This is a genomic window from Streptomyces marincola, from assembly GCF_020410765.1.
Taxonomy (GTDB): Bacteria; Actinomycetota; Actinomycetes; order Streptomycetales; family Streptomycetaceae; genus Streptomyces; species Streptomyces marincola.
Genome location: NZ_CP084541.1, coordinates 5,133,167 through 5,155,888, shown reverse-complemented (window position 1 = coordinate 5,155,888; position 22,722 = coordinate 5,133,167). Strand labels below are relative to the sequence as shown.

Genomic DNA, 22,722 nt, shown 5'->3' with positions numbered 1-22,722 from the left:
CATGGGCCTGCTGACCGGCCTGCTGCTGCTTCCGCTCGCCCCGGCCCGCGGCGCGGCCTGGGTCGCGGAGCGCGTGGCCGACGCCGCCGAGCGGGAGGCGAACGACCCCGCGCCGGTGCACGCGCGGCTCGCGGCGCTGCACCGCGCGCTCGACGAGGGAGAGATCGGCCTCGACGCGTTCGAGGCCGAGGAGGAACGCCTCCTGCGCATGCTCAGGCCGGCAGGACCGAACGGAAGTGCCCGATGAACCAAGCAAGCAAGGCGGCGTTCGCGGCCGGCATCGCCGGCGGCTACCTGATGGGCCGGAGGAAACGGGCCAAGGTCGCGTTCGCCGTGGCCACCTACGCCATCGGCCGGCGCTTCCCGCTCGGCCCGCGCAAGCTCGCGGGCGAGGGCGTGCGGAGGCTGCGCGAGCACCCGCAGTTCTCCGAACTGGGCGGCCGGCTCGGCGACGCGGGCCGGACGGCCGCCTCGGGGGCCGTGGCCCAGCGGATCGAGTCGTTGACCAGCGCCGTCGAGGAACGCACGCACGCGCTGACCGGGCCGCCCGCGCGGGAGGACGGCGCGCGGGAGGACACCGCGCAGGCACCACCCGATGAGCGGGCCGGGCCCCGGGACCGCGCGGGAGAACGGGCCGAGCGGCCGGCGAAGCACGCGAAGTCCAGGAACGGCGGCGGACGGAGGTGACGGCCATGGACGGCAAGAACACAGCGCAGGGGTCCGACGGTCTCGCCCAGGGCCTCGAACGGCTCGGGACCGCGCTCGTCGGCCTCGTCGAGGCCCAGGCCAGGCACCTGGTGGACGCGGCGAGCGACAGGATCACCGACATGGCGGGCCGCGTCGGGGACTCGGCCCGCACGGCCTCGTCGGGGCCGAAGGCGGGCGCGGCCCTGGCCGGCGCGGGCGTCAAGAAGGCGAAGGACAGCGCCATGGGCACGGCACGCAAGGCGGTCGGCAAGAGCGACAAGGGCGACGGGGACGGCGGCGGAGGGGACAGCGGCGGGGGCGGGGGCGGCAGCCCGGACGCCAAGGTCACCACCATCGTCGAGACCATCGACGTCGGCGTCCCGCTCCGCGCCTGCTACAACCACTGGACCAGCTACGAGCACTTCAGCGACTTCATGAAGGGCGTGCAGAGCGTCGACCGCTCCGACGACACCGAGAGCGACTGGAAGCTGAAGGTCGGCCCGTCGAACCGCTCGTGGAAGGCGACCGTCCAGGAGCAGGTTCCGGACCGGCGCATCGAGTGGCGTTCCGAGGGCGGCAAGGGCAGCACCCGGGGCGTGGTCACGTTCCACGAGCTGGCCCGCGACCTCACCCGCGTGGTGGTGGTCGTCGAGTACTACCCGGCCGGGTTCTTCGAGAAGACCGCGAACCTGTGGCGCGCGCAGGGCCGCAGGCTGCGGCTCGACCTGAAGCAGTTCCAGCGCTACGTGACGCTCGTCGCGGACCAGGTGCCGCCCGGCTGGCGCGGCGAGATCCGCGACGGCGAGGTGGTGCGCGGCCCCGACGAGGAGGACGACGGGGACTACGGGGACGACGAGGAGGACGAGGACGAGGACGACGGCCGGTTCGAGGACGACGACCGGTTCGACGACGAGGACGACGAGGACGACGACGAGGAGCGTGACGAACGGTGACGGGCGGCGTGATCGAACCCCTGGTGGCCCATGAGCCCGCGGACGCCTGCCCGCCCCGGGCCGCCAACCTCGCCGACATCCTGGAGCGCGTGCTCGACAAGGGCATCGTCATCGCCGGCGACATCAAGATCAACCTGCTGGACATCGAGCTGCTGACGATCCGCCTGCGCCTGTTCATCTCGTCGGTCGACACCGCCAAGAAGGCGGGCATCGACTGGTGGGAGACCGAACCCGCGCTGTCCTCGCGCGCCGCGCGCGACGCCCTGGCCGAGGAGAACAGCAGGCTGCGGGACCGGGTCGAGGCGCTGGAGCGGCAACGCGAGGAGGAGCGGTGACCGGGGCGCACTCCGTACGGGTGTTCGCCGTCTGCCACGCGGCGGGCGCCGCGCCGCTCGCGGGCCTGCGCGGCCACGCGGGCGGCGGCGCCGTGCGCCGCCTGCGCGCCGGCGCGCTGGCCGCCGTGGTGCAGGCCGTGCCCGCCGCCGAGTTCACGCCCGAGGCGCTGCGCGGGCACCTGTCGGACCGGGCCTCGCTCGAACGGTTCGCGCGCGCCCACCACGAGGTGGTCGCGGCGGTGGCCGCCGCGGGCCCGGCCGTTCCCGTCCCGCTGACGACGCTGTACGCGGACGAGGACCGGGCGCGGCAGGCGATCACGGAGGCCGCCCCCCGTTTCCTCGCCGCCCTGAAGCGGGTCGCGGGCCGCGACGAGTGGGGCGTGAAGGTGTTCGCGACCGCCCCGGCGGGCGGCGGGGCCGAGGCCGCGGGCGGCCCGCCCCCGGCCGGTACCGGGCGCTCCGGCCGCGCCTACCTGGACCTGCTGCGGGAACGCCAGCGGGCGCGCGAGACCCGCAGGGACACGGTGCACGCGGAGGTGGAGCGGATCGACGCGGCGCTGCGCGCCTGCGCCGCCGACGCCCGCAGGCTCCGCACGCACGGCCCCGACCTGACCGGCGCCCAGCACCCGCAGGTGCTGAACGCGGCCTACCTCGTCGACCGGTCGCGGAGCGCCGAACTGGCCGCCACCGTCGCCGCGTTGCGCGGCGGAACGGAACGGGGCGCGCCGCTGCGGATCGAGCTGACGGGGCCGTGGGCGCCGTACTCGTTCGCCGAGGAGGACGAGCAGCGCCCGGCGGAACGGGCCGGCGGCGGGGGCGGGCGCCCATGACGGCCCACGACCCCGTGCCGTGGCAGGGCGCGGACGACCTCACGGGACCGCTGGGCGTGCCGCTGGTCGACCTGCTGGACCGCGTGCTCGCCACGGGCGTGGTGATCAGCGGCGACCTGGTCATCGCCATCGCCGAGGTGCCCCTGGTCCGGCTCTCGCTGCACGCGCTGCTCGCGTCGGTCAGCGACCGGGTGCCGGCGCCCTGGGCCGACAGCGGGCCGCTGTGAACGCCCCGGCGCGCCTCGACCTCGACGCCGACACGGTGGGCCGCGACCTCGCGGCCCTCGTGCTGACCGTCGTGGAGCTGCTGCGGCAGCTGACGGAACGGCAGGCCCTGCGGCGCGTGGACGCGGGAGAGCTGACGGACGCGCAGGTGGAGCGGGTCGGCACGACGCTGATGCTGCTTGAGGAGCGCATGGCGCAGCTGCGCGAGCACTTCGGCCTCGCCCCAGAGGACCTCAACCTGGACCTGGGGCCGCTCGGTTCACTGCTGCCCCGGGACTGACGCCCCCGGTCCGCACGGCCCACGCGCGGGCGCCGACCTTTGGTACAGACCTATTGACCCGTGGTCCAGACCACTCTACTCTCACCGCATCTGCGGTGAGCGCGACATGACAACAGCGCGTGCTCGCGGGCGGCGCAGACTCCCCGATCTGTCCGACCGACTTGAGGAGCGCCCTTGAGATCCGCACGATCCGTGCCCCGGGAACGACGCGGCGGCCTCAGCCGCAGGTTCCTCGCACTGCTCGCCGTTCTCACCCTCCCCCTCACCGGCCTCGTCGCGCTCGCCGGGCCAGCCCAGGCGGCCGAATCCGCCACCGCCACCTACACCAAGGGAGCGGACTGGGGCACCGGGTTCGACGCGCGGTGGACCGTCACCAACACCGGGACCACCACGATCACCTCATGGACGCTGGAGTGGGACTTCCCCGCCGGCACCAGCGTGACCAGCCACTGGGACGCCCGCGTCACCTCATCGGGCAACCACTGGACCGCGCGCAACACGGCGTGGAACGGCACCATCGCGCCCGGCGCGAGCGTCAGCTTCGGGTTCAACGGCTCGGGAGGCGGCAGCCCCAGCGGCTGCCTGCTGAACGGCCGCGCCTGTGACGGCACGGGACAGCCGGGACTCGGCGCGCCCGGCGGGCTCACCAGCGACCAGGTCGGCGAGAACACCGTGCGCCTGCGGTGGAACGCCGCGAGCGGCGACGTCCGCGACTACCAGGTGCTGCGCGACGGCCGCGCCGTCGCCACGACCACCGCAACCACGTACACCGACACCGGCCTGAGCGCCGGCACCTCCTACACCTACACGGTCGTGGCCCGCGACGCGAACGGCCGCACGGGCCCGGCCAGTTCCCCGCTCACCGTGCGCACCACGGGCGGCGGCCAGCAGCCGCCGGGCGACCACGTCAACCTCGGGTACTTCACCGAGTGGGGCGTCTACGGCCGGAACTACCACGTCAAGGACATCGTGGACTCCGGCACCGCCGAGCAGCTCACCCACATCAACTACGCCTTCGGCAACGTGCAGAACGGCGAGTGCACCATCGGCGACTCCTTCGCCGCCCACGACCGCTTCTACAGCGCCGCGGAGAGCGTCAGCGGCGAGGCCGACACCTGGGACAACGGCGCGCTGCGCGGCAACTTCAACCAGCTCCGCCAGCTCAAGGAGATGTACCCGCACATCAAGGTGGTCTGGTCCTTCGGTGGCTGGACCTGGTCCGGCGGCTTCGGCGACGCCATGCGCGACCCGCAGCGCTTCGCCCAGTCCTGCTACGACCTGGTCAACGACCCGCGCTGGGCCGGGGTCTTCGACGGCATCGACCTCGACTGGGAGTACCCCAACGCCTGCGGTCTCGGCTGCGACAGCAGCGGGCCCGAGGTGTTCGAGGACATGATGCGCGCCTTCCGCGGCGCGTTCGGCGACCAGCTGGTCACGGCCGCCATCACCGCGGACGCCTCGGAGGGCGGAAAGATCGACGCCGCCGACTACGCGGGCGGCGCCCAGTACGCCGACCACCTCGCGGTGATGACGTACGACTTCTTCGGGGCCTGGGCCACCGCGGGCCCGACCGCGCCCCACTCGCCCCTGACCGCCTACAACGGCATCCCGCAGCAGGGCTTCAACAGTGAGGCCGCCATCGACAGGCTCGTCGCCCAGGGCGTGCCGCCGGAGAAGCTGCTGCTCGGCATCGGGTTCTACGGACGCGGCTGGAACGGCGTCACGCAGGCCGCGCCGGGCGGCAGCGCGTCCGGGCCCGCTCCCGGCACCTACGAGCAGGGCATCGAGGACTACAAGGTGCTCGCCGAGCGCTGCCCGCCGACCGGCACCATCGCGGGCACGGCCTACGCGCACTGCGGCAACCAGTGGTGGAGCTACGACACCCCCGCGACCATCGCGGGCAAGATGGACTGGGCGCTGAACGAAGGACTCGGCGGCGCGTTCTTCTGGGAGCTGTCGGGCGACACGGCCGACGGCGACCTCGCGCACGCCATCGGGGCCGGGCTGGGCTGACGCCCTTCCCGACGCCCGCCACGACCGGCCGGGCAGGCGGACCGCCCCCGCCTGTCCGGCCACCCGCGCGCTCAGGCCACGTTGACGCGCTGCCCCGGCGGGGCGGCCTCCAGCCACGCGAGGAACCCGGTCAGGGCGTCCTCGCTCATCGCCAGCTCCACGTCCCACCCGTCGTGCCGGCAGCTCAGCACCACCGCGCCCGGCAGCAGCGCCAGCTCCTCCTCGCCGTGCGGGTGGCGCCGTTCACGCACCTGGATGCGGTCGCGCTGGAGCCAGCGGCGCGGGCGCGGCGCGTAGGAGAAGACCCGGAACCACTCGACCCGGTCCCCGTTGTACCGCGCGACGCCGTACAGCCAGCCCTTGCCCTGCGACTGACCGGCGCGCGGGGGCACGAAACGCGCGCTGCAATCGAACGTGCCACCGGGCCGCTGGATCAGCCGCCGGCGCACTCCGAACCCGACAAGCCCCAGGACCACCAGGGCGATCAGCGAGCCGAGCACCACAAGCAGGGCGGAGACCATGTCGATCGACCTCCTCGCCTCGTGGTGTGCCTGCGCGCCTCGTGTGCCGGGTTCCCCTGGTCGTACCGCCCGTCAGCGTCCCGCCGCCGCGGCCCGCAGCCGCACGTCGGCACGGCGCTCGGCCGCCGCGTCCGCGTCGGAACGAGCCTGGTCGAGCGCGCGCTGCGCACGCTCGACGTCGATCTCGTCCGCCAGCTCGGCGATCTCGGCGAGCAGCGACAGCTTACCGTCCGTGTATGAAATGAAGCCGCCGTGCACAGCGGCGACCACCGTGCCCTCGCCGCTCTCACCCGTCGTGCGGACGGTCACCGGGCCCGACTGGAGCACGGCGAGCAGCGGCTGGTGTCCAGGCATGATGCCGATCTCGCCCGAGACGGTGCGCGCGACGACCCGGCTGGCCCGGCCGGACCATACCTGCCGGTCCGCGGCGACCAACTCGACGTGCAGCTCAGCCACGATGGTTCCTCATCCCTTAGTACCTGGCTTGTCGAAGAATAGTTGGCATGCCCTGTCACTCATGGGGCGGGGTCCTGAGAACCCCGCCCCGAACGAGTACCGCGACAGCGCGTCAGGAAACGCCCAGCTGCTTGGCCTTGGCCTTGAGGTCGTCGAGGCCACCGCACATGAAGAACGCCTGCTCGGGGAAGTGGTCGTACTCGCCGTCGGCGATCGCGTTGAACGCCGCGATCGACTCGTCCAGCGGAACGTCCGATCCGTCGAGACCGGTGAACTGCTTCGCCGCGTGCGTGTTCTGCGACAGGAAGCGCTCGATCCGCCGGGCGCGGCTGACCGTGAGCTTGTCCTCCTCGCTCAGCTCGTCCATGCCGAGAATCGCGATGATGTCCTGGAGGTCCTTGTACTTCTGGAGGATCCCCTTGACCCGCGAGGCGCACTCGTAGTGGTCCTGCGAGACGTAGCGCGGGTCCAGGATGCGCGAGGTGGAGTCCAGCGGGTCGACCGCCGGGTAGATGCCCTTCTCGGAGATCGGCCGGGAGAGCACCGTGGTCGCGTCCAGGTGGGCGAACGTCGTGGCCGGCGCGGGGTCGGTCAGGTCGTCCGCGGGCACGTAGATCGCCTGCATCGAGGTGATGGAGTGGCCGCGGGTGGAGGTGATGCGCTCCTGGAGCACGCCCATCTCGTCCGCGAGGTTCGGCTGGTAGCCCACCGCGGAGGGCATGCGGCCCAGCAGCGTGGAGACCTCGGAGCCGGCCTGCGTGAAGCGGAAGATGTTGTCGATGAAGAACAGCACGTCCTGCTTCTGCACGTCGCGGAAGTACTCCGCCATCGTGAGGCCGGCCAGGGCGACGCGCAGGCGGGTGCCCGGCGGCTCGTCCATCTGGCCGAAGACCAGCGCGGTCTGCGGGAGCACGCCGGACTCCTCCATCTCCGCGATGAGGTCGTTGCCCTCACGCGTGCGCTCGCCCACGCCGGCGAACACGGAGACGCCCTCGTGCAGCTTCGCCACACGCATGATCATCTCCTGGATGAGCACGGTCTTGCCCACGCCCGCGCCACCGAACAGGCCGATCTTGCCGCCCTTGACGTACGGGGTCAGCAGGTCGATGACCTTCAGACCGGTCTCGAACATCTCGGTCTTCGACTCGAGCTGGTCGAACGCCGGGGCCTTGCGGTGGATCGTCCACCGCTCGCTGACCTCGGACTCGGCCTCGGGCTCGTTCAGGATGCGGCCCAGGGTGTTGAACACCCGGCCCTTGGTGACGTCGCCCACCGGCACCGTGATGCCGGAGCCGGTGTCGGTCACCGGGGACTGCCGCACCAGGCCGTCGTTCGGCTCAAGGGCGATGGTGCGGACCATGCCCTCGCCGAGGTGCTGCGCGACCTCAAGGGTCAGCGTCTTGGTCTTGCCCGCCTCCGCGGGGTCCGCGATCTGGACGTGGAGGGCGTTGTAGATCTCCGGCATGGCGTCGACGGGGAACTCCACGTCGACGACCGGGCCGATGACGCGCGCGACGCGGCCCGTCGCCGCGGCCTGCCCGGTGGCCGCCTCAGCAGCAGTAGTCATGGTTAGCGTTCACTTCCCGCGGTCGCGTCGGCCAAGGCGCTCGCGCCACCGACGATCTCGGTGATTTCCTGGGTGATTTCGGCCTGGCGGGCCGCGTTGGCAAGCCGCGTGAGGGACCGGATCAGGTCCTCCGCGTTGTCCGTCGCCGACTTCATCGCGCGCCGGGTGGCGGCGTGCTTGGAGGCGGCGGCCTGGAGCAGCGCGTTGTAGATCCGGCTCTCGACGTAGCGAGGCAGGAGGGCGTCGAGCACCTGCTCCGCCGACGGCTCGAAGTCGTAGAGCGCGTGGACGCCCGCACCCTTGGTGAAGGTCTCGGCGGACTCCTCCGCCGACTTCTCCAGCGTCAGGGGCAGCAGCCGGCGCTCGTGCGGCGTCTGCGTCATCATCGAGACGAACTCGGTGTAGGCGATGTGGATCTCGTCCACCCCGCCCTCGGCCGTGTCCCGCCCGATGGCCTCGATCAGGGGCGCCGCCACGGTCTTGGCGTCGACGTAGGTCGGGCTGTCGGTGAACCCGGTCCAGGACTGGGTGATCGCCCGCTCCCTGAACGCGTAGTACGCCACGCCCTTGCGGCCGACGACGTACGTGTCCACCTGCTTGCCCTGCGCGACCAGCTCGCTGGTCAGGTGCTCACCGGCCTTGATCGCGTTGCTGTTGTACCCGCCGGCCAGACCGCGGTCGGAGGTGATCAGCAGCACGGCGGCCCGCTGGGGCCGCTCGGCCTCGGTGGTGAGCGGGTGCTTGACGTCCGAGCCGTGCGCCACGGCCGTGACCGCGGCGGTCAGCTCGTCCGCGTACGGCTTGGAGGCCGCCACCTTGCGCTGCGCCTTGACGATGCGCGAGGCGGCGATCATCTCCATCGCCCGCGTGATCTTCTTCGTTGCGGTGACGGACTTGATCCGGCGCTTGTACACCCGAAGCTGAGCGCCCATGATCAGCCCTCGCCCAGCAGCTTGCCGTCCGACGTCTGGAACTGCCGCTTGAACTGGTTCACCGCGGAGCCGATGGCCTGCACCGTGTCGTCGGACATCTTGCCGCCCTCACGGATGCTGGTCATGAGGTCCTTGTGCTCGCGGCCCAGGTAGTCGAGCAGCTCCCGCTCGAAGCGGCGGATGTCGGAGACCGGGATGTCGTCCATGAGGCCGTTGGTGCCGGACCAGATGGACACGACCTGGTTCTCCGTCGGGTACGGGCTGTACTGCTCCTGCTTCAGCAGCTCCACCATGCGCTGACCGCGGGACAGCGCGGACTTGGAGGCCGCGTCCAGGTCGGAGCCGAAGGCGGCGAACGCCTCGAGCTCGCGGTACTGGGCCAGGTCCACACGCAGCGAACCGGTGATCTGCCGCACCGCCTTGTGCTGCGCGGAGCCACCGACGCGGGAGACGGAGATACCGACGTTGAGCGCCGGGCGCTGCCCCGCGTTGAACAGGTCGGACTCCAGGAAGCACTGACCGTCGGTGATGGAGATCACGTTGGTCGGGATGAACGCGGAGACGTCGTTGGCCTTGGTCTCCACGATCGGCAGGCCCGTCATCGAGCCCCCGCCCATCTCGTCCGACAGCTTCGCGCAGCGCTCAAGCAGCCGGGAGTGCAGGTAGAACACGTCGCCGGGGTACGCCTCGCGGCCCGGCGGGCGGCGCAGCAGCAGCGAGACCGCGCGGTAGGCGTCGGCCTGCTTCGACAGGTCGTCGAAGATGATCAGCACGTGCTTGCCGTCGTACATCCAGTGCTGGCCGATGGCCGAGCCGGTGTACGGGGCGATGTACTTGAAGCCGGCCGGGTCGGACGCCGGAGCCGCCACGATGGTGGTGTACTCGAGCGCGCCCGCCTCCTCCAGCGCGCCGCGCACGGACGCGATGGTGGAGCCCTTCTGGCCGATGGCCACGTAGATGCAGCGGACCTGCTTGCTCGGGTCGCCGGAACGCCAGTTGTCGCGCTGGTTGATGATCGTGTCGACCGCGAGCGCCGTCTTGCCGGTCTGCCGGTCGCCGATGATCAGCTGGCGCTGGCCGCGGCCGATCGGCGTCATGGTGTCGACGGCCTTGTAGCCGGTCTCCATCGGCTCGTGCACCGACTTGCGCTGCATCACCGTGGGGGCCTGGAGCTCAAGGGCGCGGCGGCCCGTGGTCTCGATGTCCCCGAGGCCGTCGATGGGGTTGCCCAGCGGGTCGACGACCCGGCCGAGGTAGCCGTCGCCGACCGCGACGGACAGCACCTCGCCGGTGCGGCGCACCGACTGGCCCTCCTCGATGCCGCTGAACTCGCCGAGGACGACGACGCCGATCTCCCGCTCCTCAAGGTTGAGGGCGAGGCCGAGGGTGCCGTCCTCGAACTTCAGCAGTTCGTTCGCCATGGCCGAGGGCAGCCCCTCGACACGTGCGATGCCGTCGCCGGCAACGCTGACCGTCCCGACCTCTTCCCGCGAGGCCGCGTCCGGCTTGTACGTCTGGACAAAGTTCTCCAGCGCGTCCCGGATCTCATCCGGCCGGATCGTGAGCTCCGCCATCTGGGTTCCCTGCTCTCCTTGTTGGGCCCGTAAGTTCGTCCATTACGGCCCAACCGGGCCGCTTGTCCTGCTTGTGTGGCCGGCCGTTGCCGGCGTCAGCCCGCCATCCGGCGGTTCACCTCGTCGAGGCGGTCCGCGACGGTGCCGTGGATGACCTCGTCGCCGATCCGCACGGAGATCCCGCCGAGCACCGCCGGGTCCACGTCGAGATTCAGCTGGATCTCCCGGCCGTACAGCCGGGCGAGGGCATCCCCGAGGCGCGCACGCTGCTGGTCGCTGAGCGGCACCGCGGAGGTGACCGCGGCGACCGAGCGGCCCCGCCTCGCGGCGGCGAGCGTGCTCAGCGCTTCGAGCCCACTGTCCAGGCTACGTCCACGCGGGCGTTCCACGAGCCGTACGACGAGCCGTTCCGTGACCGGGCGGGCACGCCCGCCCAGCAGGTCCCGCACCAGGGCGGCCCGCGCGGTGCCGCCCGAGGCCGTCTCGTCCTTGGTACCGAGGGCGGCCCGCAGCTGCGGCGCGCCGGCGAGGATGCGGCCGAAGCGGAACAGCTCGTCCTCGACCGCGCCCAGGCTGCCGTCGCGCTCGGCGGCGACGAGGTCCGCCGTGTCCGCCAGCTCCTCGACGGCGTCCACCAGGTCGCGCGAGGCGGACCAGCGGGACCTGACCATGCCGGAGACCAGGTCGACGGCCTCGCCGCCGACCTGCCCGCCCAGCAGGCGCCCGACCAGGTCCGCCTTGCCCTCGCCGGGCTGCGCCGGGTCGGTGAGGACCCTGCGCAGCGACGTCTCGCGGTCGAGCAGCGCGGTGACGGCCGCCAGGTCGGCGGCCAGCGCGGCGGCGTCGACGCCGGTGTTGTCCACCAGCGCGTCAAGCCGCTCGCGCGCGGCGTCGAGCGCCTCGCGACTCGCTCCGATCATCGGTCACGCCTCCCTGCTCGCTCGCGGCCGGCCCAAGCCGTGCCGACGGTCATCGTCCGGCCTCGGTGGACGAGGAGGGAACGGACCGGTCGGCCTGCTCCTCCAGCTCGTCGAGGAAGCGGTCGATGGTGCGGCTCTGCCGGGCGTGGTCCTCCAGGGACTCCCCGACGAGCCGGCCGGCCAGCTCGATGGCGAGCTTGCCGACGTCCTGGCGCAGCAGCTCCGCGGCCTGCTTGCGGTCGGCCGCGATCTGGGCGTGGCCCGCGGCGATGATCTCCTCGCGCTGCCGCTGGCCCTCCTCGCGCATCTCGGCGATGAGCGAGGCACCCTGCTCCTGTGCCTCCTGACGCATCCGGGCGGCCTCGTGGCGCGCCTCGGCGAGCTGCTCCTTGTAGCTCTCCAGCGTCTGCCGGGCCTCCGCCTGGACGGCCTCGGCCTTCTCCATGCCGCCCTCGATCGCCTCCCGCCGCTCGTCGAGCGCCTTGTTGATGGCGGGCAGCAGCTTCTTGTGGAAGACGAAGTAGACGACACCGAAGCAGATCAGGCCGATGACGATCTCGGGGACCACCGGGAGCACAGGGCTCATCGGCTCTTCGGCAGCCAGTTCGATCAGCATGGTGGACCTTTCGTCGGTAGTGGCGTCGCGGTCGCCGTCAGATGGCGAAGGCGAGCACGAAGCCCATCAGCGCCAGGGCCTCGATGACGGCGAAGCCGAGCAGCATGTTCTGCCGGATGACGCCGGTGGCCTCGGGCTGGCGGGCGATGGCCTGGACGCCGTTGCCGAAGATGATGCCGATGCCGACACCGGGGCCGATGGCCGCGAGGCCGAAGCCGATGGTGTTGACGCTGCCTTCAACTGCGGCGAGGGTTGCGGACATGTCCGTTTGATCCTTATCTCTGATGAGCCGGTGGCGGAATGTCCACCGGAGTGGTGCGGTCGGTATGCGGTGGTGGCCGGTGGGGCCTCTCTCAGTGCGCTTCTTCCAGCGCCTGGGAGATGTAGGTGGCGGTCAGCGCGGTGAACACGTACGCCTGGAGCGCCTGGATGAACAGCTCGAAGAACGTCAGGAGCACCGTCATGACCATCGAGGTGGCGGCGTAGAACGTGCCGACCACGGAGCCCAGGGTGTACCAGGTGCCGATGATGAAGACCAGCAGCAGCAGGTGCCCGGCGAACATGTTGGCGAAAAGCCGGACCGTGAGCGTCAGCGGACGGACGATGACGCTCGACAGGAACTCCATGGGCGTGAGGATCACGTAGATCCCCTTCGGGAGCCCGCTGGGCACGCACAGGTTCTTGATGCCGCCGACGAAACCGTTCGTCTTGAAGGTCAGCGTCATGTACGTGACCCAGACGATCAGGGCCAGCGCCGCCGGATAGGCGATGATCGACGTCGCGGGGAACTGGGCGAAGGGGATGATCGCCCAGATGTTCATGATCCACACGAAGAAGAACAACGACATCAGGAGCGGCACGTAGGCTTCCGCCTTCTTGCCGATCGTCTCGCGGGCGATGCCGCGGCGCACGAAGTCGTACAGCACCTCGGCGACCAGCTGGAACTTGCCCGGCACGACCTTCGGCTTCGAGAAGGCGAACCAGAAGAACGAGCAGACGATCGCCGTGCTGAGGACCACCAGCGCCATCGGCTTGTCCACTTCGAACGAGCCGATCGTGAAGAGCGGCTCGAAGATGAACGACCACTCGGACGGGGCGGGGAAGCCGCAGCCGTCGAAGAGATGGCAGTCGGTCTCGAAGGCGAGCACCTGGTCGTCACTCACCGTGAACTCCCTCGACATGACGCATGGATACGGCTACCTCGATGTGTCGGCGCGGCGGCAGGGGCCGCGGAACGGCACTGGACTGGTTGGGGCGGGAGGAGAGCCGGTCAACACCCGCGTGGCTGTCCCGCACAGCCCGCGCGCGGCCCGAAGTGCACGTGGGCACCGCGAACCGGCCTTCCGGCGAGGGACGATAGCAGCCCGCGACCAGGCGCCGTATGCAGCCCCCGCCTCCGTCGGCGCCGGTCACGGCCGGCCGCCGGTCGAGGAGGCGGCAGACGCCGGCTCGACGTACAGGGTCTTGACCTTGAGGTGGGCCCGCACCTGACCCGCGAGCCAGACGGCCGTGCCGGCCAGCACGCCGATCGCGAAGGCCCGCCCGTTGAGGAAGGAGGCGTCCCGCAGCAACAGCAGCAGACCGAGCAGGAAGCCCATCTGCGTCGTGTAGATCAGGAAGGCGGCGCCGAAGAACAGGTCGGGCCAGCGCCGGCCGACATAGCCGAGCGAGATCAGGCCGCCACCGAAGAACACCGCGGCGACGAGCACGCCGAGCGCGACTCCGAGCGCGCCGTCCGCCCCCGCGACCACGGCGCCGATGATGGTGGCGACGACGCCTGCGACAGCAGTGGGGATCGCGGCGCCACGGACGATCCGGGCGTCGTTGGACTGCATCGAAGTGCTTCTCCGGCGGGGCTTCGGGGACATGTCGTCATTGACGAGCGGGTTTCCGGCGCGTGGGGTACCGCGCCGGGTTTCGTGAACGCTATCACAAACTATTTGATGAGGTCTTTACCCGATGGATGTGCATGACCTCACACCATCGAGGTACCAGCGGCGTTGCGCGGCTGACATGGGCGCGGGCAGGTGCTAGGAGCGGGTGTCGATCTTGCGGCGCAGCGCGAACCGCTGCCTGTCCCCCACCGCCGTCGCACCGTGCAGACCGGCCAGCGAGGTCGGCTGGGTGCCCGGCGGCGCCGGCTCCCCGGCCTCCCGCTCCCCCGGCTCGTGCACGTCGGCCGCCGACTCCACCGGCAGCTGCGGGGCCAGCCGCCGCTTGCGGTCCCGGTACCGCGGCGGCACCAGGCCCTGGGCCCACCGGGGCACGCGGGGGGTGAAGCGCGGCAGCAGCAGCACCACGAGCCCGGCGGCGCTCAGCCCCATCACGGTGGGCACGAGCGCCGCGTTCGCCGACTGCACGGAGTAGGCGACCGCGCCGAACGCGATCAGCGCCGACCAGAAGTACATGATCAGCACCGCGCGGCTCTGCGAGTGGCCGATCTCCAGCAGCCGGTGGTGCAGGTGGCCCCGGTCGGCCGAGAACGGGGAGCGGCCGTTCCAGGTGCGGCGCACGATCGCCATCACCAGGTCGGCGAACGGCACGGCGATGATCGTCAGCGGCAGCAGCAGCGGCATGTAGACCGGGACCATCTCGATGACGGCGTCGCGGACGGAGCCGGAGAACAGCCCGATCGCGTCCGGGTCCACCTGCCCGGTGATCGACACCGCGCCGGCCGCGAGCACGAGGCCGATCAGCATCGACCCCGAGTCCCCCATGAAGATCCGCGCCGGGTGCAGGTTGTGCGGCAGGAAGCCCAGGCACATGCCGAGCAGCACGGCGGCGAAGAGCGTGGCGGGCGCCGCGGCCTCGATGCCGTAGCCGTACCAGATCCGGTAGGCGTACAGGAAGAACGCGGCGGCGGCGATCCCGACCATCCCGGCCGCGAGGCCGTCGAGGCCGTCCACGAAGTTCACGGCGTTGATGGTGATGACGACGATCGCCACCGTGAGCAGCGTGCCCTGGAGGGGGGTGAGCGCGACCATGCCCACGGTGGGCACCGGCAGCCACAGAATGGTCAGTCCCTGGAGCACCATGACGCCCGCGGCGATCATCTGGAGCCCTAGTTTGATCAGGGCGTCCACGCCGTACTTGTCGTCGAGCACACCGATCAGCCAGATCAGGGCCGCCCCCGAGAGCAGCGCCCGCGGCTCGTCCGAGACCCGGAACACCTCGCCGACGTTCGTCAGCTGCGAGGCGACCAGCAGGCCGGCGCACAGCCCGCCGAACATCGCGATGCCGCCGAGCCGCGGCGTCGGCTCGCGGTGCACGTCGCGCGCTCTGATGGGCGGCATCGCGCCCCACGCGATGGCGAACTTCCGTACCGGCCCCGTCAGCAGATAGGTGACGGCCGCAACGACGCAGAGCGTCAGCAGGTACTCGCGCACAAGATGCCCCAGAGGTCTCGCAGGACTACCGCGCAACACCCTCTCATGCCCGCGCCCGGTGGCGTGGACTCGGTGTTGCCCCTCCCCTGCCCCGATGTCGTCTCGAAATCGCGCGCCGGCGGCGCCAAGTCGGCCTGCCGGCCGCCTCGTTCGGGTGCCCACCGCTCCGGTGGCCGCCCCGCGGCGCCCCGCCGGGGCGCTGACGCCCTGGGGACTCCCCGGTGGCGCCGCCACCAGGGTAGGCCCGCGCGGGGCCGCCGCTCGCCACGCGCGGGCGCGGCGCCCCGGCTACAGCAGGACGCGCCCGGCCCGCGCGCCGCGCGGGGGCACGCCGGTGAGCGCCGTGACCACCGGGTCGAGCGCGGCGCGGATCTCCTCGCCGATCGACCGGAAGTACGGCAGCGGCGCCCCGTACGGGTCCTGCACCTCGTCCGCCTCGACGTTCGGCGCGAGCAGCCAGCCGCGCAGCGCGGCGGCGGCCCTGGCCAGCGCCCTGGCGCGTTCCACCAGTTCCTCCGGCGAGGCGGCCACCGGCAGCGTGGCCGTGTCGATGGCCCGCACCAGCCGGGTGAACTCCTTCAGCGTGAACGTGCGCAGCCCGGCGGAGTGCCCCATCGAGATCACCTGGGCCCGGTGGTCGCGGGTCGCGGTCAGCACCAGGTCGGCGTCGATGACGTGCTCGTCGAGCAGCTCCCGGCCCATGAAGTCGCCCGGGTCCGCGCCGTACTCGTGCAGCAGCTGGGCCGCGTGGGCCTCCATCGGCGCCCCCTCGTGCCCCCACGTGCCCGCGCTCTCCACGACCAGGCCGGTCGCCGAGCTGCCGAGCCGTTCGGCCAGGGCCTGCCGCGTGAGCCGTTCCGTGATCGGGGAGCGGCACACGTTGCCCGTGCTGACGTGCAGGATGCGGAACACCTGCCGCTGACCGCCGGGAACCTGCGGCGCCGGTATGCCAACGTCCGCGGGGCCGGCCGAGGGCGGCGTCAATGCGCGGTCTCCAGATCGGGAACGACCTTCCGCAGCTCCTCCTCGCTCACCGCCCCGGCACGCAGCAGGACCGGGACCTGCCCGGTGACGTCGACGATGGAGGACGGCACGGTGTCGGGAGTCGGACCGCCGTCGAGGTACACGGCGACGGAGTCGCCCAGCATGTCCTGGGCCGCGTCGCAGGTCTGCGGGGCCGGCTGGCCGGTCAGGTTGGCGCTGGAGACGGCCATCGGGCCGAATTCCTTGAGGAGTTCGAGCGCGACCGGGTGCAGCGGCATCCGGACGGCGACGGTGCCGCGGGTCTCGCCCAGGTCCCAGGTCAGCGAGGGCTGGTGCCGGGCGACCAGCGTCAGCGCGCCGGGCCAGAAGGCGTCCACGAGCTCCCACGCCAGTTCGGAGAAGTCGGTGACCAGGCCGTGCAGCGTGTTCGGCGAGCCGACGAGCACCGGGGACGGCACCCCGCGGCCCCGGCCCTTGGCGTCGAGCAGGTCGGCCACGGCCGTCGTGTTGAACGCGTCCGCGCCGATGCCGTAGACCGTGTCGGTCGGCAGGACGACCAGATCGCCCCGCCGGACGGCGGCGGTGGCCTCCCGCAGACCGTGCTTGCGATCGACCACGTCCGCGCAGTCGTAACGCCGTGCCATGACTGAATGTCCTCCTGTTGCCTCGCCCCGGCTACCGCGTGACGCGGCGGGCGGTGGCGAATCGAGGCCGGTTGTTGAGGTCCGGGTGATCCGCGGCGTCGGCCCAGCCCCGGTCCTCGGTGAAGATCCAGGGCACCTGCCCGCCTTGGGTGTCGGCGTGCTCGACGACCACCATGCCGCCGGGCCGCAGCAGCCGGTGCGCGGCCCGTTCCAGGCCGCGGATGACGTCGAGACCGTCCTCGCCGGAGAACAGCGCGACCTGCGGATCGTAGTCGCGCGCCTCGGGCGCCACGTACTCCCACTCGGTCAGCGGGATGTACGGCGGGTTGGAGATCACCAGGTCGACCTGCCCCGCCAGTTCCGGCAGGGCGGCCCTGGCGTCCCCCTGGTGCAGCACGACGCGGCTGCCCTCGACGTTCTGCCTGGCCCACTTCAGGGCCGCGCTGTCCAGTTCCACCGCGTGCACCCGCGAGCGCGGGACCTCCTGCGCGAGCGCGAGGGCGATGGCGCCCGAGCCCGTGCACAGGTCGACGATCAGGGGTTCCACGACGTCCATCGCGCGCACCGCGTCTATCGCCCAGCCGACCACCGACTCGGTCTCGGGGCGCGGCACGAAGACGCCGGGGCCGACCTTCAGCTCCAGGTAGCGGAAGAACGCCCGGCCGGTGATGTGCTGGAGCGGCTCGCGGGCCTCGCGGCGGGAGACGGCCTCCCAGTAGCGGGCGTCGAACTCGGCGTCCGGCACGGTGTGCAGCTTGGCCCGCTCGGTGCCGTGCACGAACGCGGCCAGCTCCTCGGCGTCGAAACGCGGCGACGGCACCCCGGCGTCGGCCAGCCGCTGGGTGGCCCTGGCCACTTCGGCGAGCAGCACGGAGCGGGACGCCCCGGAGGAGCCGGAGGAACCGGGAGAACCGGAGGAGCCGGGAGACCCTGAAGACGCAGTCACGTCGCCCACCCTACGCATCGTGCGCTCACCCCGCCGCCGCCAGCTTGGCCGCCGCGTCGGCGTCCACGCAGGCCTGGATGACCGCGTCGAGATCGCCGTCGAGCACCTGGTCGAGGTTGTACGCCTTGAAGCCGACCCGGTGGTCGGAGATCCGGTTCTCGGGGAAGTTGTAGGTGCGCACCCGCTCGGAGCGGTCCACCGTCCGCACCTGGCTGCGGCGCGCGTCGGACGCCTCGCGGTCGGCCTCCTCCTGCGCGGCGGCGAGCAGCCGGGCGCGCAGGATGCGCAGGGCCTGCTCCTTGTTCTGGAGCTGGCTCTTCTCGTTCTGGCAGGACACGACGATGCCGGTGGGCAGGTGCGTGATGCGCACGGCCGAGTCGGTGGTGTTGACCGACTGGCCGCCGGGGCCCGAGGAGCGGTACACGTCGACGCGCAGGTCGGCCGCGTTGATCTCGACCTCGACGTCCTCCGCCTCCGGCAGCACGAGCACGCCGGCCGCCGAGGTGTGGATGCGGCCCTGGGACTCGGTGGCGGGCACGCGCTGCACGCGGTGCACGCCGCCCTCGTACTTCAGGCGGGCCCACACGCCCTCGCCGGGCGGCGGGGTGCCCTTGGTCTTCACCGCGACCGAGACGTCCTTGTAGCCGCCGAGGTCCGACTCGTTGCCGTCGATGATCTCGGTGCGCCAGCCGACGCGTTCGGCGTAGCGCAGGTACATGCGCAGGAGGTCGCCGGCGAAGAGCGCGGACTCGTCGCCGCCCTCCCCCGCCTTGATCTCCAGGATCACGTCCTTGTCGTCGCTGGGGTCGCGCGGCACGAGCAGCAGGCGCAGCTCGTCCGTCAGCTCCGCGCGCCGCGCCTGGAGCTCCTTGAGCTCGCTCGCGAACTCGGGCTCCTCCGCGGCGAGTTCGCGTGCGGTCTCGATGTCCTCGCCGTGCTGCTTCCAGGCCAGGTAGGCGGTGATGACCGGGGTCAGCTCGGCGTAGCGCTTGCCGAGCCGCCGCGCGGTGGCCTGGTCGGCGTGCACGGACGGGTCGGCCAGCCGCCGTTCGAGGTCGGCGTGCTCGCCGACGAGATCCTCGACCGCCTCGAACATCGTGGTCTGCTCCTGTGGGTGCGTGGCGTGAACGTTGCGCGCGGGGCGAAGGGACGCGAAAGGCGCCGGGCGAGGCGGCCGGTGACGTGGCGCGTCACCGGCGGCCGGCCCGGCGCCGACGGGGTCGCTACTTGCGGGCGGACCCGGCGTTCTTGCCGAAGCGCGCCTCGAAGCGGGCCACGCGGCCACCGGTGTCGAGGATCTTCTGCTTGCCGGTGTAGAAGGGGTGGCACTCGGAGCAGATGTCGGCGCGGATGCGCCCCTCGCCGACGGTGCTGCGAGTGGTGAACGAGGCGCCGCACGTGCAGCTGACCTCGGTGACGTAGTACTCCGGGTGGATGTCGCGCTTCACGATCTCTCCTAGCTCACGGGACACCGGGTCGACGCGCGGGCTGCGCGTCGTGAACCGGGGCCGACGATCCAGTTTGCCAGCACCGGCCGTGCCCGCCAAAACGGGGCCGTCGGCGCCGGTGCGCGGCGGCCCGCGCGCGCAGGGCGCGCGCCCGGATCGCGCGGCGTCAGCCGCCCGCGACCGGCGGGCCGCCGCCCTCCTCCGAGGCCGTGCCCTCCTCGGCCGAGGCCGGTACCGGCTCGTCGCGCCGCAGCGCGCGCCACACCTGCTCGGCCTGGCGGTCCAGCGGCGTGACCCGGTTGGGGTCGGCCGGGTCGGGGCCGACGGGCAGCGTCACCAGCTGCATGTCGTCCGGGCCGATGCCGTCGAGCGCGCGGGCCAGACCGGCCAGCTCGCGGACCGAGCCGATGGACGCGTCGGTGGTGACGGCGGAGGTGGCCGCGTCCGCCATGTCGTACAGGCGCTTCGGGCTGCTCGTCAGGCCGACGCCGCCGACCTGCTCGGCCAGGGCCCGCAGGAAGGACTGCTGGAGTTCGATGCGGCCCAGGTCGCTGCCGTCCCCGACGGCCTTCCTGGTGCGCACGAGCGCCAGCGCCTGCTCCCCGTCGAGGGTGTGGGTGCCGGCCGGCAGGTGGAGGTGGCTGTCGTCGTCGTCGATGGCCCGCGTGGTGGTGATCTCCACCCCGCCGAGGGTGTCGATCAGCCGGGCGAAGCCGTCGAAGTCGACCTCAAGGTAGTGGTCCATGCGCAGGCCCGTCATGGCCTCGACGGTCTTCACCGCGCACGACGGGCCGCCGACCGTGTACGCCTCGTTGAAGACGGAACGGCCGGCCGCGGGCTCGGTCGAGCCGTCGCCGCGTTCGCACGCGGGCCGGGTCACGAGGGTGTCGCGCGGTATGGAGACGACCGTGGCCGCGTCCCCCGCCTCGTTGACGTGCACGATCATGGCGGTGTCGCTGCGGGCGCCCGCCTGGGCGTCCGGGCCGCCGAAGCCGCCGTTCTCGCCCGACCTGGAGTCCGAGCCGAGCACGAGGATGTCCTTGGAGCCGCCGGGGGTGTCGCGGGGCCGGTCGGGCCCGAGCGCGGCGTCGATGTCGACCCGGGAGAGGTTCCCGTCGAGCTTGACGTACAGCGCCGTGAGCCCGGCGCCGGCGAGCAGGACGACGGCGGCGAGGCCGAGCACCACGCCGCGCAGCACACGCCTGCGGCCGGGGCGGCGGGCCGTACCGGGACGGCGGGGCCGCCCCATCCGCTCACCATCGTCCGATTGGGGGCCCATTCACCCATTGTGCCCCGTTTGCCCGGGTGACGCCTCCCGGGCGGCCGGACGCCCCGCCCGGAACGCACGGCGGCTCCCGGCCCCGCGCGGGTGCGCGGGGCCGGGAGCCGTGCGACGGGCCGGGTCAGTCGCCGTTGCCCGGCGTCGGCGTCGTCTTCTGGATCTGGAGCAGGAACTCGGCGTTCGACTTCGTCTGCTTCATCTTGTCGAGCAGCAGCTCGATCGCCTGCTGCTGGTCGAGCGCGTGCAGCACCCGGCGGAGCTTCCACACGATGGCCAGCTCGTCGCTGCCCATCAGGATCTCCTCCTTCCTGGTGCCGGAGGCGTCCACGTCGACCGCGGGGAAGATGCGCTTGTCGGCGAGCTTCCGGTCGAGCTTCAGCTCCATGTTGCCCGTGCCCTTGAACTCCTCGAAGATCACCTCGTCCATCCGCGAGCCGGTCTCGACCAGCGCGGTGGCGAGGATCGTCAGGGAGCCGCCGTCCTCGATGTTCCGGGCGGCGCCGAAGAACTTCTTCGGCGGGTACAGCGCCGCCGAGTCGACACCACCGGAGAGGATCCGGCCGGACGCGGGGGCCGCCAGGTTGTAGGCGCGGCCCAGACGCGTGATGGAGTCGAGCAGCACGACCACGTCGTGGCCCAGCTCCACCAGCCGCTTGGCGCGCTCGATGGCCAGCTCGGCGACCGTGGTGTGGTCCTCCGCGGGCCGGTCGAAGGTCGAGGAGATGACCTCGCCCTTCACCGAGCGCTGCATGTCGGTGACCTCTTCAGGCCGTTCGTCGACGAGGACGACCATGAGGTGGCACTCGGGGTTGTTGCGGGTGATGGCGTTGGCCACCGCCTGCATGATCATGGTCTTGCCGGTCTTGGGCGGCGCCACGATCAGGCCGCGCTGCCCCTTGCCGATCGGCGAGACCAGGTCGATGATCCGCGTGGTCAGCGCGCCCGGCTCCATCTCAAGGCGCAGCCGCTCCTGCGGGTACAGCGGCGTCAGCTTGTTGAACTCGGAACGCCCGCGGCCGGATTCGCCCGGCATGCCGTTGACCGAGTCGAGGCGGACCAGCGCGTTGAACTTCTCGCGGCGCTCGCCGTCGCGCGGCTGACGCACCGCGCCGGTGACGTGGTCGCCCTTGCGCAGGCCGTTCTTGCGGACCTGGGCGAGCGAGACGTACACGTCGTTCGGGCCCGGCAGGTAGCCGGAGGTGCGCACGAACGCGTAGTTGTCGAGGATGTCGAGGATGCCCGCGACCGGGATCAGCACGTCGTCCTCGGCGATCTGCGGCTCGGTGACCTCGTCGCGCCCGCGCCGCCCGCGCCGGTCGCGGTACCGGCCGCGGCGGCCCCTGCGACCGCCGTCGAAGTCGTCGTCCCGGTTGTCCCGGCCGTCGCGGCCGTCGCGGTCGCGACCGTCGCGGTCCCGGCCGTCGCGGTCGCGGCCCTCGCGGTTGTCACGGCCGCCGCGGCCCTCGTTCTTGCCGCCCGACTGGCCCTGCTGCTGGCCGCCGCCCTGCCCGTCGTTCTTGCCCGACTGGCCCTGCTGCGCGCCGCCGCTCTTGCCGCCGCGCCGGTCGCGGTCCCGCTTGCCCTGGCGCTCCTGGCCCTGGCCCGCGTCGCCGCCGGGCGCCGCGTCGCCGCGGTCCTTGTCGGCCGGCTTCTCCGCGGCACGGTCCGCGGTCTTCCCGCCGGCGTCCTGGCCCGCGGCCTGGCCGGCGGGGGCCGCCTTGCCGTCCGAGCCCTGGCCCGGGATCTCGATCTGCGCCTGCGCGGCCGGCTCGCCCGTGCGGGTCCGCGAGGTCGCGCGCCGCTTCGGCTTGTCCGCGCCCGCGGGCTCGGACTGCTTGGCGTCCCCGTTCGCCGCCGCGCCCGAGGCGCCGGCGGCCTGCTTCTCCTTGATGACCTCGATCAGCTGGCTCTTGCGCATCCGCGCGGTGCCCCTGATCCCCAGCCCGGAGGCGACCTGCTGCAACTCGGCGAGAACCATGCCGTCGAGGCCGGTACCCGACCGCCGGCGCCTGGGCGCTGCGGTGGCGGCAGGAGCGTCCGTGGCGGACGCGGTGGCAGCACCGGACGTCTTGTCGGCGGTGTCGGCACTCACGCCCATCAGATCGGTGGTGTCGCTCACGTAG

Annotated in this window: 26 protein-coding genes; 8 read left to right on the top strand and 18 right to left on the bottom strand. The window is 72.2% G+C overall.

The genetic code is table 11. From position 1 onward, the window contains the following. The first annotated feature begins 1 nt into the window (after nucleotide 1). The 8 genes from LC193_RS22765 to LC193_RS22730 all read left to right on the top strand — a co-directional run bounded on the left by LC193_RS22765 (nucleotide 2) and on the right by LC193_RS22730 (nucleotide 5,323). Nucleotides 2–247: a gas vesicle protein GvpG gene (locus tag LC193_RS22765; protein ID WP_226077015.1), complete on the top strand. Its 246-nt coding sequence runs from the start codon at nucleotides 2–4 to the stop codon at nucleotides 245–247. Continuing rightward, nucleotides 244–687: a hypothetical protein gene (locus tag LC193_RS22760; protein WP_226077013.1), complete on the top strand. Its 444-nt coding sequence runs from the start codon at nucleotides 244–246 to the stop codon at nucleotides 685–687. Before LC193_RS22765 ends, LC193_RS22760 begins: the two co-directional genes overlap by 4 nt. Nucleotides 688–692: 5 nt before the next feature. After that, entirely contained in the window at nucleotides 693–1,640 is a 948-nt protein-coding gene (locus LC193_RS22755; RefSeq protein WP_226077011.1) for an SRPBCC family protein, read from the top strand. Nucleotides 1,641–1,648: 8 nt separating this feature from the next. Further along, a complete protein-coding gene (locus tag LC193_RS22750; RefSeq protein ID WP_226078856.1) occupies nucleotides 1,649–1,975 on the top strand; it encodes a gas vesicle protein in 327 nt (108 codons plus the stop codon). After that, nucleotides 1,972–2,805, top strand: a complete 834-nt coding sequence (locus LC193_RS22745) for a GvpL/GvpF family gas vesicle protein (protein ID WP_226077010.1) — start codon at nucleotides 1,972–1,974, stop codon at nucleotides 2,803–2,805. The genes LC193_RS22750 and LC193_RS22745 overlap by 4 nt, the downstream gene beginning before the upstream one ends. After that, a complete protein-coding gene (locus tag LC193_RS22740) occupies nucleotides 2,802–3,032 on the top strand; it encodes a gas vesicle protein (protein ID WP_226077008.1) in 231 nt (76 codons plus the stop codon). Before LC193_RS22745 ends, LC193_RS22740 begins: the two co-directional genes overlap by 4 nt. Next, complete coding sequence (locus LC193_RS22735; RefSeq protein ID WP_226077006.1) at nucleotides 3,029–3,310, top strand: gas vesicle protein K; 282 nt, start codon at nucleotides 3,029–3,031, stop codon at nucleotides 3,308–3,310. Before LC193_RS22740 ends, LC193_RS22735 begins: the two co-directional genes overlap by 4 nt. A 174-nt stretch (nucleotides 3,311–3,484) precedes the next feature. Further along, nucleotides 3,485–5,323: a glycosyl hydrolase family 18 protein gene (locus LC193_RS22730; protein WP_404819475.1), complete on the top strand. Its 1,839-nt coding sequence runs from the start codon at nucleotides 3,485–3,487 to the stop codon at nucleotides 5,321–5,323. Nucleotides 5,324–5,394: 71 nt separating this feature from the next. On the opposite strand, the gene LC193_RS22725 is transcribed toward LC193_RS22730, so the two are convergent. The 18 genes from LC193_RS22725 to rho form a co-directional block, all read right to left on the bottom strand. Next, nucleotides 5,395–5,844, bottom strand: a complete 450-nt coding sequence (locus tag LC193_RS22725; protein WP_226077004.1) for a DUF2550 domain-containing protein — start codon at nucleotides 5,842–5,844, stop codon at nucleotides 5,395–5,397. Nucleotides 5,845–5,916: 72 nt separating this feature from the next. Continuing rightward, the gene (locus tag LC193_RS22720; RefSeq protein ID WP_226077002.1) at nucleotides 5,917–6,300 is read right to left on the bottom strand and encodes a F0F1 ATP synthase subunit epsilon; all 384 of its coding nucleotides are present in this window, start codon (nucleotides 6,298–6,300) and stop codon (nucleotides 5,917–5,919) included. A 112-nt stretch (nucleotides 6,301–6,412) separates the two neighbouring features. Beyond that, a complete protein-coding gene (atpD, locus tag LC193_RS22715; RefSeq protein WP_226077000.1) occupies nucleotides 6,413–7,867 on the bottom strand; it encodes a F0F1 ATP synthase subunit beta in 1,455 nt (484 codons plus the stop codon). Between the two features lie 2 nt (nucleotides 7,868–7,869). Further along, nucleotides 7,870–8,799 carry a F0F1 ATP synthase subunit gamma gene (locus LC193_RS22710; RefSeq protein ID WP_226076998.1) on the bottom strand — a complete coding sequence of 310 codons (930 nt, stop codon included), beginning with the start codon at nucleotides 8,797–8,799 and terminating at the stop codon, nucleotides 7,870–7,872. Nucleotides 8,800–8,801: 2 nt separating this feature from the next. Further along, nucleotides 8,802–10,373, bottom strand: coding sequence for a F0F1 ATP synthase subunit alpha (atpA, locus tag LC193_RS22705; protein WP_226076996.1), 1,572 nt, complete (start codon nucleotides 10,371–10,373; stop codon nucleotides 8,802–8,804). 95 nt (nucleotides 10,374–10,468) lie between these two features. After that, nucleotides 10,469–11,293 (bottom strand): F0F1 ATP synthase subunit delta, encoded by an 825-nt coding sequence (locus LC193_RS22700; RefSeq protein ID WP_086157941.1) that lies wholly within the window; start codon nucleotides 11,291–11,293, stop codon nucleotides 10,469–10,471. Between the two features lie 49 nt (nucleotides 11,294–11,342). Continuing rightward, a complete protein-coding gene (locus tag LC193_RS22695) occupies nucleotides 11,343–11,906 on the bottom strand; it encodes a F0F1 ATP synthase subunit B (protein ID WP_226078854.1) in 564 nt (187 codons plus the stop codon). A 40-nt stretch (nucleotides 11,907–11,946) separates the two neighbouring features. Further along, on the bottom strand, nucleotides 11,947–12,171 hold the full coding sequence (gene atpE, locus LC193_RS22690) for an ATP synthase F0 subunit C (protein ID WP_086157943.1): 225 nt from the start codon (nucleotides 12,169–12,171) through the stop codon (nucleotides 11,947–11,949). Nucleotides 12,172–12,262: 91 nt separating this feature from the next. Then, nucleotides 12,263–13,090, bottom strand: coding sequence for a F0F1 ATP synthase subunit A (atpB, locus tag LC193_RS22685; protein WP_226076994.1), 828 nt, complete (start codon nucleotides 13,088–13,090; stop codon nucleotides 12,263–12,265). Nucleotides 13,091–13,318: 228 nt separating this feature from the next. Next, nucleotides 13,319–13,744, bottom strand: a complete 426-nt coding sequence (locus LC193_RS22680) for a hypothetical protein (protein WP_226076992.1) — start codon at nucleotides 13,742–13,744, stop codon at nucleotides 13,319–13,321. Nucleotides 13,745–13,939: 195 nt separating this feature from the next. After that, complete coding sequence (locus LC193_RS22675; RefSeq protein WP_226076990.1) at nucleotides 13,940–15,295, bottom strand: MraY family glycosyltransferase; 1,356 nt, start codon at nucleotides 15,293–15,295, stop codon at nucleotides 13,940–13,942. Nucleotides 15,296–15,583: 288 nt separating this feature from the next. Further along, complete coding sequence (locus LC193_RS22670; protein WP_404819474.1) at nucleotides 15,584–16,279, bottom strand: arsenate reductase/protein-tyrosine-phosphatase family protein; 696 nt, start codon at nucleotides 16,277–16,279, stop codon at nucleotides 15,584–15,586. Beyond that, on the bottom strand, nucleotides 16,276–16,923 hold the full coding sequence (locus LC193_RS22665) for an L-threonylcarbamoyladenylate synthase (RefSeq protein ID WP_226076988.1): 648 nt from the start codon (nucleotides 16,921–16,923) through the stop codon (nucleotides 16,276–16,278). The genes LC193_RS22670 and LC193_RS22665 overlap by 4 nt, the downstream gene beginning before the upstream one ends. 31 nt (nucleotides 16,924–16,954) lie before the next feature. After that, complete coding sequence (prmC, locus tag LC193_RS22660) at nucleotides 16,955–17,869, bottom strand: peptide chain release factor N(5)-glutamine methyltransferase (RefSeq protein ID WP_404819473.1); 915 nt, start codon at nucleotides 17,867–17,869, stop codon at nucleotides 16,955–16,957. Between the two features lie 25 nt (nucleotides 17,870–17,894). Continuing rightward, nucleotides 17,895–18,965 (bottom strand): peptide chain release factor 1, encoded by a 1,071-nt coding sequence (gene prfA / locus LC193_RS22655; RefSeq protein WP_226076987.1) that lies wholly within the window; start codon nucleotides 18,963–18,965, stop codon nucleotides 17,895–17,897. Between the two features lie 127 nt (nucleotides 18,966–19,092). Next, nucleotides 19,093–19,317, bottom strand: a complete 225-nt coding sequence (gene rpmE, locus LC193_RS22650; protein WP_226076985.1) for a 50S ribosomal protein L31 — start codon at nucleotides 19,315–19,317, stop codon at nucleotides 19,093–19,095. Between the two features lie 166 nt (nucleotides 19,318–19,483). Next, nucleotides 19,484–20,596 carry an LCP family protein gene (locus tag LC193_RS22645; protein ID WP_226076983.1) on the bottom strand — a complete coding sequence of 371 codons (1,113 nt, stop codon included), beginning with the start codon at nucleotides 20,594–20,596 and terminating at the stop codon, nucleotides 19,484–19,486. A 124-nt stretch (nucleotides 20,597–20,720) separates the two neighbouring features. Then, entirely contained in the window at nucleotides 20,721–22,718 is a 1,998-nt protein-coding gene (gene rho, locus LC193_RS22640; RefSeq protein ID WP_226076981.1) for a transcription termination factor Rho, read from the bottom strand. Between the last annotated feature and the right edge of the window lie 4 nt (nucleotides 22,719–22,722).